We start from the raw sequence: 14,963 nt of genomic DNA, 5'->3' as shown, positions 1-14,963 counted from the left end.
TTTGATAGCATTTTTGGGCAACCGAGGTGCGTGGTCAGCTGGGCGCTCTGCTCCGTGTCCCCCGCCCGCTGTGCGGGCTCCTCCTTGACCTGCGCAGAACACCCATCTGCCCCCACACCTCTAGGCCATGTCAAACACGGTGGTGGAAGGGGCTGCGACCGGTTCGTCTGCCAGGTAGCGCGCCACAAACGCGCCCACTGCGGCCTCCGGCAAATCTACCCACACGGTGTGTCCACTGCCAGGAGCCACGTCCATAGAGGTGCCGTCGGCGTTTTCCATGCGGGTCAGCATGGCATCCACGTTGCCCGCAGGGTGGATGATTTCCAGCCGGTCACCCACCGCAAATTTGTTGCGCACATTCACCTGCGCAAGCCCCCGCTTCGTATCAAAAGCCAGCACATCGCCCACGTACAGACTGCGCCCGCTCTCGGAGTAGCCACGCAGGTAGTTTTGGGTGGCCTCTGGCGTGTGGCGCTGGAAGAAACCGCTGGTGTAGCCCCGGTTGGCCAGGCCTTCAAGCTGGCCCAGCAGTTCGGGGTTGAGCGCGCGGCCGGCCACGGCGTCGTCAATGGCCGCGCGGTAGGCCTGCGCAGTGCGAGCCACGTAATACGGGCTCTTGGTGCGGCCTTCAATCTTGAGTGAGTCCACCCCGATTTCCACCAGGCGCTGCACATGCTCGATGGCGCGCAGGTCTTTGGAGTTCATCACATAGGTGCCGTGCTCGTCCTCCTCGATGGGCATGTACTGGCCGGGGCGTTGGCTTTCTTCGAGCAAGTAAGCAATGCTTTGTTGCGCCTCGGCAGGGACCGTGCTGCCCTGTCCGTAGTCATGGCCGCTGCGCTGAGGGCTCAGCACATCGCCACTCACATCCACCTGCGCCGCATGCGTCTTGTAGTCCCAGCGGCAGGAGTTGGTGCAGCTGCCCTGGTTGGCATCGCGGTGGTTGAAGTAACCCGAGAGCAGGCAGCGGCCCGAGTAGGCAATGCACAGCGCACCGTGCACAAACACTTCCAGCTCGGTGTCCGGGCAGTCCTGCCGGATCTGCGCCACCTGGTCCAACGACAACTCGCGCGACAAGATCACGCGGCTGATACCGACTTTGCTCCAGAACTTCACCGCCGCAGCATTCACCGTGTTGGCTTGCACCGAGAGGTGAATCTCCATCTCCGGCCAGGCCTCGCGCGCCAGCATGATGAGGCCGGGGTCGGACATGATCATCGCGTCCGGCTTCAGGGCTATCACCGGCTGCATGTTCTTCACATAGCTCTGCGTCTTGTTGCCATGCGGGAAGATGTTGGACACCAAGTAGAACTTCTTGCCCTGCGCGTGCGTGTGCTCAATGCCGGCGCGCAACACATCCAAGCTGCCGAAATCGTTATTGCGCACCCGCAAGCTGTAGCGCGGCTGACCGGCGTACACCGCAGTTGCACCGAAGGCGAGCGCGGTTTGCAGCATGGCGAGCGAGCCCGCAGGGGCCAGCAATTCAGGGGTGCGATGATGGGGGGATACAGGGGCAGCAAGCGTCATGCAGAAATTATCTCGGCGGTAGGCGAGGTGTCACAGACAGCGCATTTGACCCACATCAACCAATCCACAATCCTTGCACCCATGCGAGCCACTTATTTCATTCAACTGGTCGGACTCTCCGCTTTGTGGGGCGCGTCCTTTTTGTTCATCCGCATTGCCAGTCCGGTGTTCGGGCCCAACGTGCTGGCCTTTTTGCGGGTGACCCTCGCGACCCTGACTTTGACCCTGTTGATGCGTGTCTTGGGCCAAAGCTGGGCATGGCGCCAGTGGCGCACCCTGGTGGTCATCGGGGCCCTGTCAGTAGCCATGCCATTTTTGTTGTTCGCGTGGGCCGGCCTGCAGTTGCCTGCGGGTTACAGCGCGCTGCTCAACTCGACCGCCGTGATCTTTGGCATGTTTGCGTCGGCCCGCATGGGGGAAGACACCATCACCTTCAAAAAGCTGCTGGGCTGTGCATGCGGGTTTGCCGGGGTGGCCCTTATTGTGAGCCTGGGGCCGGTGGAGCCCTCTTTCAAGGTGGTGATAGCGGTTTTGGCCTGCGTGGCGGCCTCGGCCTGTTATGGCTTGTCGGCACCCATCACCAAGCGGGCGGTGGGCCAGTTGCAACCGGTGCAAATTGCCGCCGGCATCCACGCGATGTCGCTCTTGATGGTGCTGCCGGGGGCGGCTTACAGCATGCCCTCGGCACATTTCACCTGGGGGGCGCTCGCAGCCGTGGCCGCCATGGGCATCGTGACCTCGGGCTTGGCCTATTGGGCGCATTTGCGCATCTTGCGGCATGTGACACCGGTAGCAGCCATGAGCCCCATCTTCATGGTGCCGGTGTTCGGGGTGCTGTGGGGGCATCTGTTCCTGGGCGAACAGTTGGGTCATGGACTGCTGGTGGGGGGCAGCCTGGTGCTGCTGGCCAGTGCGCTCATCACCGGATTCAACCCGCTGCAACGGTGGCTGGACCTGGCCAACGCCAAACCCTGAGTTTTGTCACGCAACAGTCATCCGGGCGCACCATGATCACGGGTTGCTTATTTTCACAATGAGGGACCCCATGAAAACCATGCGTTTTGCATCCACGGCAGTCGCCGTTTCGATCGCTACTTTGTTGGCTGCTTGCAGCACTCTCGGCACACCAAGCTCCGCCTACCCCACCTTGAATGGCGCCAAGCCTTTGGTTATCGGCCACCGCGGCGCCAGCGGCTATTTGCCCGAGCACACCTTGGCCGCCTACAAAAAGGCCGTCGACATGGGTGCCGATTTCATTGAGCCCGATTTGGTGGTCACCAAAGACGGCGAGTTGATTGCCCGCCACGAACCCAACATCACCGCCACCACCGATGTGTCGGCACGCCCCGAGTTCGCCAGCCGCAAGACCACCCGCAAGGTGGACGGTGTGAACGAGACCGGCTGGTTTGCCACCGACTTCACCTTGGCCGAGCTACGCACCCTGCGCGCCAAACAGCCCAACGCTGCGCGCGACAAGTCGTTTGACGGCCAATTCCAGATCCCCACTTTCCGCGAAATCCTGGAGCTCGCCAAGTCGGAGTCTGCCCGCACCGGCCGCACCATCGGCGTGTACCCCGAAACCAAGCACCCCACTTACCACGTGGATGCCGGCCTGCCTATCGAGCCACGCTTGCTGGCCCTGCTGGCCGAGTACGGTTACACCAAAAAAGACTCCCCGGTCATCATTCAATCGTTTGAAGTCTCCAACCTCAAAGCCCTGCGCAAACTCACCCAGGTCCGCCTCGTGCAGTTGGTGGATGCCGACGATGTGGACTCCAAAGGCAATGTGACCCTGGTCGCTCCGTTCGACAAGCCGTATGACTTTGCTGTGGCCAAAGACAGCCGCACCTTCCCCGACCTGCTGACACCCAAGGGCTTGGCGGAGGTCAAAACCTACGCCGACGGCATCGGCCCCTGGAAGCCCTACCTGGCCAGCGCCGCCCATGTGCTGGGTGCTGACGGCAAGCCGCGTGACCTGAACGGCGATGGCAAGATCACCGACAACGACCGCGTGGCCCTGCCCCCGACCGACGTGGTGAAAAACGCCCACGCCGCCGGCCTGTTTGTGCACGCCTACACCTTCCGCAGCGAAGCCCCCGGCCTGCTGTCCGACTACAAGGGCGACCCCAAGGCCGAATACAAGCGCTTCTACGCCCTGGGTGTGGATGGCTTGTTTAGCGACTTCCCTGACACCGCCGTTACCGCCCGCGACAGCAAATAAAGGGCCCCGACCCTTATACAAACAGCGCTTCGGCGCTGTTTTTTTTGGCGGTGCCGCACGCGGGTCGAGCGTACTGCAGGGCCACTCTTGCAGGTCACCGATCAATAGGGGGTGCCCCGTAAAATGGGCGCCACATGACCGCTCCCGCTGCAAGCCCCCTTCCGCCACCTTCGGCCCTTCCCCGCACCAACACCCGCACTGAACTGGCCGCCCTGTGGGCGTTGGCATGGCCCATCCTGATCGGCCAACTGGCCAACGTGGGCATGTCGGTGGTCGATGTGGCCATGGCCGGTCACGCCTCGGCGCACGACCTGGCGGGCATTTCGCTCGGGGTGTCGATCTGGAACATCATCATCATCACCCTCATGGGGTTGATGATGTCGGTAGCCCCAATGGTCGCCCACCATGTAGGCGCCCGCGAGTTCACCCAAGTGCCCCACCTAGTACGCCAAGGCATGTGGAAGGCATTGGGCGTGGGCTTGGTGGCCATGGTGCTCGCCCAGTTGTCTACCAAGGTGTTTGACCACATGGACATCGAGCCCCATGTGCACGAAGTCGCCACCGGCTTCGTGATGATCATTAGCTTTGCCCTGCCGGCCTTTGCCTGTTACCGGGTGCTGTACGGATACAGCGCCAGCCTGAACCAGACCAAACCGCTGATGGTGATGTCGGTGGCAGCGTTGCTGCTCAACATCGTGGTGAATTGGCTGCTGGTGTTTGGCGTGGGCCCCTTCCCGCGGCTGGGCGGCCTGGGGTGTGCCTGGGCGACCTTGCTGTGCGTGTGGTTCAACTTCGGCGGGCTATTGCTGTGGATGCGCCTCGCACCGGCCTACCGCAGCACCTGGCCGTTTGCCGAATGGGAAGGTCCGCACCCCGCCAAGCTGTGGGCGCTGTGGAAGCTGGGCTTTCCGATAGGGGTGACCTATTTCGCAGAAACCAGTGCCTTCGGGCTGATTGCTCTGTTGATTGCAGGCTTTGGCAGCCGCGAAGTGGCCGCACACCAGATTGCACTCAACTTCACCTCGCTGGTGTTCATGATTCCCCTGAGCATGGGCATTGCCCTGCTCACCCGGGTGGGCCAGAGCCTCGGGGCCGGCGACCCGGTGGCCGCGCGCTTCAGGGCTTGGGTGGGTGTGAAAGCCGGGTTTGCTTTCGGCGTGGTCTCTGCCATCGGCATGGCCGCCGGGGCGCACCAGATTGCTTGGCTTTACACCAACGATGCCGCCGTGGCGGCAGTGGCTGCACAGCTGCTGTTTCTGGCGGCGGTGTTCCAGTTGTCGGACTCGGCCCAAGTGGTCATCAGCAGCGCCATCCGTGGCTACAAGGTCACCCGCAGCCCCATGGTGATTCACCTCACGGCGTTTTGGGGCTTTTCGCTGCCGCTGGGTTGCGTGCTGGGCCTGGCCCCGGAGTGGCTGCCATGGCGGCCAGCCCAGGGCATGGGTGCGCAGGGTTTCTGGATTGCACTGGTAGTGGGCTTGACGGTGGCCGCCGTCGGGCTGCTGATCCTGCTGCGCCAGGTCACCCGTGCGCGCCTGCTGACTGGAGGCCAAGCATGAGCAACCCTTTGCCCTTCTACCTGTGCCTAGCCGGCCCCACCGCGGCCGGCAAAACAGCTGCCGCGCTGGCGATTGCTGCAGAGCATCCGGCCGAGATCATCAGCGTGGATTCGGCCTTGGTCTATCAGGGAATGGACATCGGCACCGCCAAACCCGAGGCCCATGAGCTGGCCGCGGTGCCGCACCACCTGATCAACATCCGCGACCCGTTGCACACCTACAGCGCGGCCGAGTTCGTGAAAGACGCCAAGACGCTGATCACCGACATCAGCGCCCGCGGCAAGCTGCCGCTGCTGGTGGGCGGCACCATGCTGTACTTCAAGGCCTTGTTTGACGGGCTCGATGACATGCCTGCTGCCAGCCCCGAGATCCGTGCCGCGCTAGAGGCCGAAGCCGCTGCCTTGGGCTGGCCGGCCATGCACGCCCAACTGGCCGCCGTGGACCCGATAACCGCTGCCCGGCTCGCACCGGCCGACAGCCAGCGCATCCAGCGTGCGCTGGAGGTCTACCGGGTATCGGGGCACCCCTTGTCGTACTTTCACGCCCAGCAAGACGCTATCAAAAAAGAAGCAGCTCGCGCAGACAATACGGGCACTAACACCCTTTTTTCCTTAGAACCCACCGACCGCACCTGGTTGCATGGCCGCATTGCCCAGCGGTTTGACCTGATGCTGCAAGGCGGCTTTCTGGACGAGGTCAAAACCCTCATGGCGCGCGGCGACCTGCACCCCGACCTGCCCAGCATGCGCTGTGTAGGCTACCGCCAGGCTTGGGAGGCACTGACCGGCGTCTCCCCCATGGCGGAGCTGCGTGACAAAGGCATATTCGCCACCCGCCAACTCGCCAAGCGGCAAATGACGTGGCTGCGCTCCATGCCGCGCCGCCACGTCATCGCCTGCGACCAAGCCGGCGCCCAAGACGCCTTGCTGCACGCCGTGCGCACCACCCTTCAACAGCGGGCCGCTCTATGACTTTGCAACTGCGTGATGTCGGCAAACACTACGGCAGCACCCCGGTGTTTGCCCATGTGAACCTGGATGTCGCACCCGGCGAGTTTGTGGCCATTGTGGGCGAGTCCGGGGTTGGCAAATCCACCCTGCTGAACTGCATGGCCGGGCTCGACAGCTGGGACCAAGGCACCGTGCACCTGGCCGGGCAAGACCTGGGGCGCCTGAATGACGACCAACGGGCCCTGCTCCGGCGGGACAAGGTGGGCTTTGTGTTCCAGGCCTTCCACGTGCTGCCGCATCTGGATGTCACGCAAAACGTGGCTTTGCCGCTGATGCTGCTCGGTCGCCAGGAGCCCGAACGGGTGCAGGCCTTGCTTGACGCGGTCGGGCTGGGCGAGCTGGGTGCGCGTTTGCCCCAACAGCTCAGCGGCGGGCAGTTGCAACGGGTGGCCATCGCTCGCGCGCTGGTGCACCAGCCCGCATTAATTCTGGCCGATGAGCCCACCGGCAACCTGGATCCCGTTACCGCTGCCAAAGTCATGCAGGCCCTGGTCACCCAGTGCCGCCAACACGGCAGCGCTTTGGTGCTGGTCACGCACTCATTGGCGGCCACCGAACATGCAGACCGGGTTTTGCACCTGCACCACGACGGGATTCGCCACCCCCACGGCTGACAAACCTGAGCGCCTGCGCTAAACTGTTTGTTACAAATTGCCCTACGTCGCCAGACGCACCTCTGTGAACTTGCCCACCCCCAGGATTCGTAGCTCGCTGATGGTTGCCCTCGGCTTCATGGCAAGCACCGTGGCCTTGGCCGCATGCGAGCGCAAGCTGCAAGTCCCCGTGTCCCCGACCGGGCAGAGCCTGACGGTCAACGGCGAAAAGGTCGGGGGAATTTACAAAGACCTGCTCGACGCGATTTCCAGCAAAAGCAAATGCACTTTTGTATTCAGCCCCGTACCACGGGCCCGACAGGAGCGCTTGTTTGAGGTGGGCCAAGCGGATGTGATGCTCGCTGTCACACAGTCGCCGGAGCGCGATGCCGCCGGTATCTTCATCCCCATGGTGCGCAACCGCGCCACTATCATTTCTTTCGGCAGCGCGGAAAGAAAGGCGTTCACCAACAGCCCTGAATTGCTCAAGCAAAGCAACGTCAAATTAGTGGCCGTGCGGGGGTTTAACTTTGGCCCCCACTATTCGGGATTGCTCGACGCTATGCAGGCAGAAGGCCGGCTGGTGCTGGAGCCGGACCCGATAGGGGTGGCCCGTTGGCTCCGCAGTAATCCGAACGACGTCACCCTCATGGCCCCGATCACCATGTATGGCGCGCTGATGGATGACGAGCGCATGAAAGACATGCTCGACACGATGCGCGTCGAGCCCATGGACGATATGCCCTGGGGGGAAAGCGGCATCTACCTCTCCCGCACCTCAATGCCGGCTGGAACCTTGAAATACCTGAGGACCGCCATTCAGCGGGAAACCCGCAGCGATTACCTGTACAAAAAGTTCAGCGCAATTTATCCCCCGTTCGTACTCAAAGGCAGTGTGATGCCCCTGGTCCGTTAATCGTCAAAGAAGGGACCGCTAGGGTCAGCACCCCACGGCTTCCCCAAGTACAGACCAAAAAAAACCACCGCAAGCGGTGGTTTTTTGTTGGCCGAAGCGAATCAGGAGGATTTCTTGCGACGCGCTGCTGCGCCAATCGCGAGCAAACCGGCCAGCAACATCGCATAGGTTTCCGGCTCGGGAACCGCAGCGGTGATGCTCAAGAGAGTGTAGTCCGACTGGTTAGTACCCTTGCCGTCGCCGCGGGCACCCAGTGCTGCGCCGAATGTCACCTGACTTACCAGCTTGTTGCCAAACGGATTGGCCACCGACCAAGCGCCACCTTTATTCAGAGTAGCCGGGCTCAAATTGGTCACTTGCGTGCTGGAGCCATTCCACAGTGCCACGGTGTTGCCGGTGGCAATCAAGCTGAAATTGGCGGTGGTGTGATCGGCATACAAGACCGAGACAATGGCTTTCTCTTGCACATCGTGATATTCGGGGCCGTTAAACAACAGGCCAACACTGAAGTTTTTGACCAGCACACCGCGGGAGAAAGAACCGGTAATGGTTTCACCAATATCGATTTCGCCAGGGGTACGGCCGTTTCCGTGGCTCGGAGACACCCCGACGCCCAAGAAGCCGTCTTGTCCCGGTTTGAAGCTGAAACGCGCGTTTGCGCCGTCGTTTTTAGCCGCAAAGCTGGCCACTGTGCCACCCAAGAAAGTGGTGCTGTAGCTGCTGCTCAAATTGGTGAAATTGGCGCCGTAAATGGTGTTGAACGTATTCGCTGGCGACACGGTTGCTTGCGCTGACAAAGCAGCCACGGCAAGACCGGTAACTACCGCGACACGCTTCAGGTAGGGAGTGAACATGGTAAGGACCTTTTCAAATATGACGCGAGGATACCGGCTCTACGCTATTTTTTCGATGAGCCGAATGGACTGTTGCCCGGACTTTTTTCACCAAATCGGGCAAAAAACACCATCTTGCAGCCGGTAACCCCGCACCGCCATCGCACGGGCCTCGGCTTCATCGTGGGTCACCCAAAGCGTGGCCATGCGGTGCTCGGCAATATGGGCCTTGAATTCGGCGCGCAATTGCAGGCGCAGGTCGGCGTCCAAAGCGGAAAAAGGCTCATCGAGCAACAAGGCACGCGGCCGCGTGATCAAGGCCCGGGCCAGCGCCACCCGCTGCTGCTCCCCGCCCGAGAGTTGCCAGACCTTGGAATGGGTGTATGCCGACAAACCGAACCTAGCCAACATCGCCACCGCCTGGTCCCGGGCCGCTTTGCGGGGCACCCGCTGCTCCACCAGGCCGAAGGCCACGTTGTCTTGCACATTCAGGTGGGGGAACAGCGCAAAGTCCTGGAACATCAGGGCAAAGCCCCGGCGCTCCGGTGGCAGCGCGGTGATGTCTTGGCCGTCCATGCGGACGCTGCCGACATCCGCCGCCTCCAGGCCCGCCGCAATCCGCAGCAGGGTGCTCTTGCCACTGCCGCTGGAGCCGAGCAAGGCGACCGTCTCGCCCGCAGCCACGCTGACAGAAACCCCGCGCAGCAAAGGCCGGGCCACTCCTTGAGGGGGCTGCCACTCCTTCACGATCGATTGCAACTCAAGCACGCGCGTCACCTTCCTTATCGGGCCATTCAATCAACACAAACGCCAGCAGTGCCAGCCCCATGAGCACACAGGCGAGCACCTGCGCAGCACCCAGGTTCACCGCACCGGGCTTGCCGAGGTGCTGATAAATCAAGGTGGTGAGTGTGGCCCACTCGGGGCGCGACAAAAACAAGCTCACTGCAAACTCGCCCACGGCGGTGGCAGCCGCAAAGGCCATGCCCCGGCGCAAAGCCGGTGCCAACAAGGGCAGCGTGACCCGCCAGAAACAGCGCCACGGGCTGGCGCCCAGGCTGCGGGCGGCCTCCATATAGTGGGCGGGCAAGCTATCCAAGCGCGAGGCCACACTTTTGGCCACGAAGGGATACGCCAGCAAGGCATAGGCCGCCACCAACACGCCGAAACTGCCGCTGGCCTCGGGGTACAACAACAACAGGCCAAACGCCACCATGGCCGGTGACACAATAAACGGCAAAAACACCAAAGTGCGCAGCCACAGCACCCGGCGGGCCGCCAAGGCGTGGGCAACACCCAGCACAGTCGCCAGCACCAGTGCCAACAGCGAGAACTGCACCGTGTTGTAGAGGGCCAGCAAGGTGTCGTCCTCCCGCAGCACACCCCATGCATCCGCTCCTGAAAACATAGCGCCGTGCGCAATGGCTATAAGGGGTGCAGCACAAACAAGCATCCAAACACTGACAGTGACCATGACCGCACTCCACTGCGCAACGCCCCGGGCGGGCCGGCGCGATACCCCATCCGCCCGGGCAGGGGTAGCCAAACGGCGCTCTACCGCGGCGTAACCCAGGGCAACCGCGCCTGTCAGCAACAACATCCAGACCGACAACACACTGGCCTGCCCCAGTTGCAGTTCATGGGCCACCAGGGTGTAAATCTCGACCTCCGCCGTGGCGTAGGCCTGCCCGCCCAAGACCAGCGCCAGTCCGAAACCTGAAAAGCAATACAAGAACACCAGGCACAAGGCCGAGGCCAACCAGGGTGCAATCGCCGGCCACTCCACGCGCCAGAAGGCGCGCCATGGCGTAGCCCCCAAGCTGCGGGCTGCAGCCACCCGGGCGGCGCTTACCTGCGAGAGCGCATCCACCGCAGCGCGCACCAGCACACAGAGGTTAAAAAACAAATTGCCAAATAGCAGCAGCCACGGCGTTCCCTGCAAGTCCGGCCCGCCCCACTGCGCCAGCAAACCACGCGGCCCCATCAAGGCCAACACACCCATGGCCGCAACCAGGGTAGGAACCACAAAGGGCATCATCAACCCGCGCAACAACAAGCCGCGCCCGGGGAAATCCAGTCGCGCCAGTACCCAACCCATGGGCAGGCCAATCAGCAACACCAGGCCGCAGGTCATCGCCGCTTGCGCCAGCGACCACAACAGCCGCCCGCGCAGATACGAGTCTTGCCACGGGGCCCACAGGTCGGCGCTGCCGCCCTCCAGCATCAGGCGCACGGCGGGTGCTACCAGCACGACCGCCAAAAACAGCAGCGGCACCGCAGCCAGCGCCCAACGGTGCCACGCCCAGGGGCGGGGCTGTTTCAGGCGCGGAGTCTCAAACGCCACAGCGGACGCTGCAGGCTTACTTCAACACCACCTTGGTCCAGCGGGCGACCCAGTCGCTGCCCTTGGCGGCAATATCAGCGTCAGATGGTGCGTTGAACGCGGTGGGCTCAGGCGCGAAGCGGAAGGCGTCGGCCTTGGCGACACCGGCTTCGGCGGGGTACATCCACATGTCGGTCTGCATCGCGGTCTGTACGGCGGGGGACCGCATGAACTCGACAAACTTTTCGGCCGCAGCGCGCTGTTTGCCGCCCTTGACCAAGGCAACACCCTCCACTTGGCGGAACACAGCGCCCGGCAAGCTCAGGGAGGCTGTCGGCGGCTCGCTCAACTTGGTCTTGCTGTAGAACACTTCAGCCGCCGGGCTGGTGGCGTAGCTCACCACGATGGGGTGTTTGCCACCATTCTGGCTGAACTCGGTGTAGTAAGCCTCGGTCCAGCCCTTGGCCACTTTCAGGCCGTTAGCGCGCAACTTGGCCCAGAAATCAAACGCTTTGTCCTCGCCCATGGCGCCGATGGTGGAGAGCAAAAATGCATAGCCGGGGCTGCTGGTGGCCGGGTTTTGCACCACCAACAATTTGGCGTAGGCGGGTTGGGTCAGGTCATCCAACGTTTTGGGCACGGCCACGCCGTTTTTGGCGAACCAGGCTTTGTCGTAGTTCAGGGTCACGTAACCGTAGTCCACAGGCACCAGCGGGGCCGGCAACTCGGCGGCGGGTTTGCGCCCGGCGGCGGCAGCTGTGCTGGTGTCCAGCACGCCGGCAGCCAGGGCCTTGGGGGCAAACGCATTGTCAATGCCGTAGACCACATCAGCAATCGGGTTGGCCTTGGTCAGGATCAGCTTGTTGAGCATTTCACCGGCGTCGCCGCCTTTGGTGATGCGCAGCTTGACGCCGTTGTCTTTTTCAAACTGGGCCAGCAAAGGCTTGGGCACGGTGAAGGAGCTGTGGGTCAGAACCCGCAGGTCAGCGGCGTTGGCGGCAGTGAGGCCCGCCGTCAGCAATGCGGCGCCCAAAGTAGTCTTCAGAAACGAAAAAATCCCGTGTGGCATGGTGTGCTCTCTTTTCAATGCGCCGGCGGGGGTCGCATTCAAAAACCGGCACCCGCAAAGGGGGATCAGGCTTCGCACGCTTCCTACGCTGGCATAACCCAGATCAGGTACATGGGGTATTTCTCAGTCCTGTGAAGGACACCCCCGGTGGAAGCCGTGATTGTAGGGCGCGCCGGCGAACCGCGAGGCACAGACGCACAATCGCCCTATGCAACTGACCCACCGGACCCCACTTTGGCCCTTGCTTCGCACTTTCTCGTGGCAAGAGCTGCGCCACCACCCGTGGCGCAATGCAGCGGCGGTGATGTCGGTGATGCTGGGGGTGGCGCTGGCGTTTTCGGTGCACCTGATCAATGCCTCCGCGCTGGATGAGTTCTCGCAAGCGGTGCGCTCAGTGGGCGGGCAGCCCGACCTGGAGCTGCGCCCGGCCAACCCCCAGCAAGGTGTGCCGCTGGATCTGTGGGGCCGCTTACAACAGGACCCGGATATTGCGCTGGCCTCCCCGGTCCTGGAGCTCAGCACCTACGCCCTGCCCGCCGATGCCGGCGGTAAACGGGTGTTGCTGCGGGTGGTGGGCATCGACACCCTGCAAGTGGCAGCGGTGGCCCCGGATTTGCTGCCCCGGCCACTGACGCCACTGCCAAGTGACGACACAACCAATGCGGACGGCGCTGCCCCGGATCGGCTCGCTTTTTTTGCGCCCGACACCGTGTTTTTGAACCCAATGGCACGCCAACAGTTGCAGGGCAACACATTGCGCTTGCAAGTGGGCCTGCAACTACGCACCGTGCGGGTGGCCGGCAGTGTGGCTGCCGGGGGCGGCCCCTTGGCGGTGATGGACATTGCCGCGGTGCAAGACTTGTTTGGGGTGGGTGAGCGCATCAGCCGCCTCGACCTGAGGCTGCGCGCCGGAGCCAACCGCCAGGCGGTGCAACAGCGCCTGCAAAGCGCTGCAGATTGGCCGCAGGGCCTGAGCCTGCGCGAGCCAGGCGACGCGGTGAGCCGCATCAGCAACCTGTCGCGCGCCTACCGGGTGAACCTGACGGTGCTGGCCCTGGTGGCGCTGTTCACCGGTGGCTTTTTGGTCTATTCGGTGTTGGCTCTCAGCGTGAGCCGGCGCTCACAGCAATTTGCCCTGCTGGCGGTGCTGGGCCTCACGGGCGCACAGCGGCTGCGCTTGGTGGTGCTGGAGGCTGCCGCAATGGGAATATTGGGTAGCGCCTTGGGTCTGGCACTGGGCACTGGCTTGGCGGCTTTGGCCTTGCGGCTGCTGGGGGGCGACCTGGGTGGCGGTTACTTCAGCGGTGCAGCACCTGCGCTGCAGTGGAGCCCGGTGGCCGCGGTGATTTTTGGCGCCCTCTGTACCGCTGCGGCACTCCTGGGGGCTTGGGGCCCGGCCCGGTTGGCCCAACAACTCCCCCCCGCCCAAACCCTTAAGGGCCTGGGCCATGCGCACACCCGTAGCCACGCCACCCGCTGGGGCCTGGCCCTCATGGGCGCAGGCGGCGTATTGGCGCTGCTGCCTCCGGTGTGGGACATGCCGCTGGCCGCTTACCTGAGTGTGGCAGCCCTGCTGCTGGGCGGCATCTTGAGCCTGCCGGCCGCCGTGGGCTTGGTGCTGGACCGCATCGCGCCCCTGTTTGCGCGCCACTTGCTGCCCTTGCTGGCGGTCGAGCGCGCCCGGCGGGTGCGGGAGAGTGCAGCGGTCGCCGTGAGTGGCGTGGTCGCCGCGCTGAGCCTGGCGGTGGCGCTCACGGTGATGGTGGCGAGCTTTCGCGGCTCGGTGACGGATTGGCTGGACCAGGTACTGCCCGCCGACCTATACGTGCGCACCGCCGGCAGCGGCAGCGCCACAGAAACCGCTTTTCTGGACCCGGCCTTTGTGGCACAAGCCACCGCCCTGCCCGGCGTGGCCCGCGCCACCACCCAACGCACGCTAAACGTGTCGCTCAGTGCCACACAGCCACCTGTCGCCCTGATCTCGCGCCCTTTGCGGGACCCGCAAAGCGGCAACCTGAATCTGCCGCTGGTGGGCGATGTGCGTGCAGTGCCGGCCGGTCACATTGCGATCTATGTGAGTGAGGCCATGGTGGACCTGTATGGCGCGCAGTTGGGGCAACCGTTTCCGGTCCTGCAGCCCGCCTTCGTATCAAGTAAGGCTGTAGCCCAAGCAGAAACTGCGGGAGTAGCTCCTTTTTTTGTAGCAGGCATTTGGCGGGACTATGCCCGCCAAACCGGGGCGATCACCCTCGATCAGGCAGACTTTGCCCGCCTGAGCCAAGACACACGGGTCAACGACATGGCGTTCTGGCTCGACGATGGCACCGATGCCGGCGCACTGCAGGCCCGCATGCGTGCGCTGGCCGACCAGCTGGCCGGCACGCCGGCTGGCGAGGCCGGTGAATTGCTGGAGTTCAGCTCCGCCCGCGAGATACGGACCATCAGTTTGAAGATTTTTGACCGCAGTTTTGCGGTGACTTATTGGCTGCAGGCCGTGGCCATCGGCATCGGTTTGTTCGGGGTGGCTGCCAGCTTCAGTGCGCAGGTGCTGGCGCGGCGCAAGGAGTTCGGGCTGCTGGTGCACCTGGGGCTGACACGGCAGCAAATATTGCGGGTGGTGGCCTTGGAGGGCGCCGCCTGGACCAGCATGGGAGCGCTGGCGGGGGTGACGCTGGGCCTGGCAGTCGCGGTAGTGTTGGTGCACGTGGTCAACCCGCAGAGCTTTCACTGGACCATGGAGCTGGCCCTGCCTTGGGCGCGGCTGGCGGCCCTGGCTGGGGCCGTCGTGCTGGCCGGCACCGCCACCGCCTGGCTGGCCGGGCGGGCGGCGGCGGGGCGGGATGCCGTGATGGCCGTCAAAGAGGACTGGTAAGTCAGGGCCTTTGCAAGCGCGTCCCTCCAGCGGCCCCAAT

General features: G+C 63.4%; 12 protein-coding genes and 1 riboswitch. Of the genes, 7 read left to right on the top strand and 5 right to left on the bottom strand.

Going from position 1 to position 14,963, the window contains the following annotated elements; all coding sequences use genetic code 11:
- Positions 1-120: 120 nt before the first annotated feature.
- Positions 121-1,527 (bottom strand): prephenate-dependent tRNA uridine(34) hydroxylase TrhP, encoded by a 1,407-nt coding sequence (gene trhP / locus RAE21_RS03315; protein ID WP_313880133.1) that lies wholly within the window; start codon positions 1,525-1,527, stop codon positions 121-123.
- An 81-nt stretch (positions 1,528-1,608) separates the two neighbouring features.
- On the opposite strand from trhP, the gene RAE21_RS03310 reads away from it, so the two are divergent.
- From RAE21_RS03310 to RAE21_RS03285, 6 genes are all read left to right on the top strand, one after another.
- Entirely contained in the window at positions 1,609-2,502 is an 894-nt protein-coding gene (locus RAE21_RS03310) for a DMT family transporter (RefSeq protein ID WP_313880132.1), read from the top strand.
- A gap of 70 nt (positions 2,503-2,572) precedes the next feature.
- Positions 2,573-3,748, top strand: coding sequence for a glycerophosphodiester phosphodiesterase (locus RAE21_RS03305; RefSeq protein ID WP_313880131.1), 1,176 nt, complete (start codon positions 2,573-2,575; stop codon positions 3,746-3,748).
- Between the two features lie 134 nt (positions 3,749-3,882).
- Positions 3,883-5,307 (top strand): MATE family efflux transporter, encoded by a 1,425-nt coding sequence (locus RAE21_RS03300; protein ID WP_313880130.1) that lies wholly within the window; start codon positions 3,883-3,885, stop codon positions 5,305-5,307.
- Positions 5,304-6,278 carry a tRNA (adenosine(37)-N6)-dimethylallyltransferase MiaA gene (gene miaA / locus RAE21_RS03295; RefSeq protein WP_313880129.1) on the top strand — a complete coding sequence of 325 codons (975 nt, stop codon included), beginning with the start codon at positions 5,304-5,306 and terminating at the stop codon, positions 6,276-6,278. The genes RAE21_RS03300 and miaA overlap by 4 nt, the downstream gene beginning before the upstream one ends.
- A complete protein-coding gene (locus RAE21_RS03290; RefSeq protein ID WP_313880128.1) occupies positions 6,275-6,931 on the top strand; it encodes an ABC transporter ATP-binding protein in 657 nt (218 codons plus the stop codon). Before miaA ends, RAE21_RS03290 begins: the two co-directional genes overlap by 4 nt.
- 64 nt (positions 6,932-6,995) lie before the next feature.
- The gene (locus tag RAE21_RS03285; protein WP_313880127.1) at positions 6,996-7,826 is read left to right on the top strand and encodes a hypothetical protein; all 831 of its coding nucleotides are present in this window, start codon (positions 6,996-6,998) and stop codon (positions 7,824-7,826) included.
- A 101-nt stretch (positions 7,827-7,927) separates the two neighbouring features.
- Here RAE21_RS03285 and RAE21_RS03280 read toward each other — a convergent pair whose 3' ends face one another.
- From RAE21_RS03280 to RAE21_RS03265, 4 genes are all read right to left on the bottom strand, one after another.
- Positions 7,928-8,680 carry a PEP-CTERM sorting domain-containing protein gene (locus RAE21_RS03280; RefSeq protein WP_313880126.1) on the bottom strand — a complete coding sequence of 251 codons (753 nt, stop codon included), beginning with the start codon at positions 8,678-8,680 and terminating at the stop codon, positions 7,928-7,930.
- Positions 8,681-8,767: 87 nt separating this feature from the next.
- Positions 8,768-9,427 (bottom strand): ABC transporter ATP-binding protein, encoded by a 660-nt coding sequence (locus RAE21_RS03275; RefSeq protein ID WP_313880125.1) that lies wholly within the window; start codon positions 9,425-9,427, stop codon positions 8,768-8,770.
- Positions 9,420-11,003 carry an ABC transporter permease gene (locus RAE21_RS03270; protein ID WP_313880124.1) on the bottom strand — a complete coding sequence of 528 codons (1,584 nt, stop codon included), beginning with the start codon at positions 11,001-11,003 and terminating at the stop codon, positions 9,420-9,422. The genes RAE21_RS03275 and RAE21_RS03270 overlap by 8 nt, the downstream gene beginning before the upstream one ends.
- Before the next feature lie 16 nt (positions 11,004-11,019).
- Positions 11,020-12,051, bottom strand: a complete 1,032-nt coding sequence (locus tag RAE21_RS03265; protein WP_313880123.1) for a thiamine ABC transporter substrate-binding protein — start codon at positions 12,049-12,051, stop codon at positions 11,020-11,022.
- Between the two features lie 62 nt (positions 12,052-12,113).
- Positions 12,114-12,207: riboswitch (TPP riboswitch) on the bottom strand.
- A 52-nt stretch (positions 12,208-12,259) separates the two neighbouring features.
- On the opposite strand from RAE21_RS03265, the gene RAE21_RS03260 reads away from it, so the two are divergent.
- Positions 12,260-14,923, top strand: coding sequence for an ABC transporter permease (locus RAE21_RS03260; protein WP_313880122.1), 2,664 nt, complete (start codon positions 12,260-12,262; stop codon positions 14,921-14,923).
- Positions 14,924-14,963 lie beyond the last annotated feature (40 nt).

Source organism: Rhodoferax potami, from assembly GCF_032193765.1.
Lineage (GTDB): Bacteria > Pseudomonadota > Gammaproteobacteria > Burkholderiales > Burkholderiaceae_C > Allorhodoferax > Allorhodoferax potami.
The sequence above is the reverse complement of the archived record's forward strand: the minus strand, read 5'-3'. Positions and strand labels throughout refer to the sequence as shown.

Coding starts and splice junctions, on each gene's coding strand:
- trhP (WP_313880133.1), bottom strand. CDS start 1,527: ATGACGCTTGCTGCCCCTGTATCCCCCCATCATCGCACCCCTGAATTG.
- RAE21_RS03310 (WP_313880132.1), top strand. CDS start 1,609: ATGCGAGCCACTTATTTCATTCAACTGGTCGGACTCTCCGCTTTGTGG.
- RAE21_RS03305 (WP_313880131.1), top strand. CDS start 2,573: ATGAAAACCATGCGTTTTGCATCCACGGCAGTCGCCGTTTCGATCGCT.
- RAE21_RS03300 (WP_313880130.1), top strand. CDS start 3,883: ATGACCGCTCCCGCTGCAAGCCCCCTTCCGCCACCTTCGGCCCTTCCC.
- miaA (WP_313880129.1), top strand. CDS start 5,304: ATGAGCAACCCTTTGCCCTTCTACCTGTGCCTAGCCGGCCCCACCGCG.
- RAE21_RS03290 (WP_313880128.1), top strand. CDS start 6,275: ATGACTTTGCAACTGCGTGATGTCGGCAAACACTACGGCAGCACCCCG.
- RAE21_RS03280 (WP_313880126.1), bottom strand. CDS start 8,680: ATGTTCACTCCCTACCTGAAGCGTGTCGCGGTAGTTACCGGTCTTGCC.
- RAE21_RS03265 (WP_313880123.1), bottom strand. CDS start 12,051: ATGCCACACGGGATTTTTTCGTTTCTGAAGACTACTTTGGGCGCCGCA.
- RAE21_RS03260 (WP_313880122.1), top strand. CDS start 12,260: ATGCAACTGACCCACCGGACCCCACTTTGGCCCTTGCTTCGCACTTTC.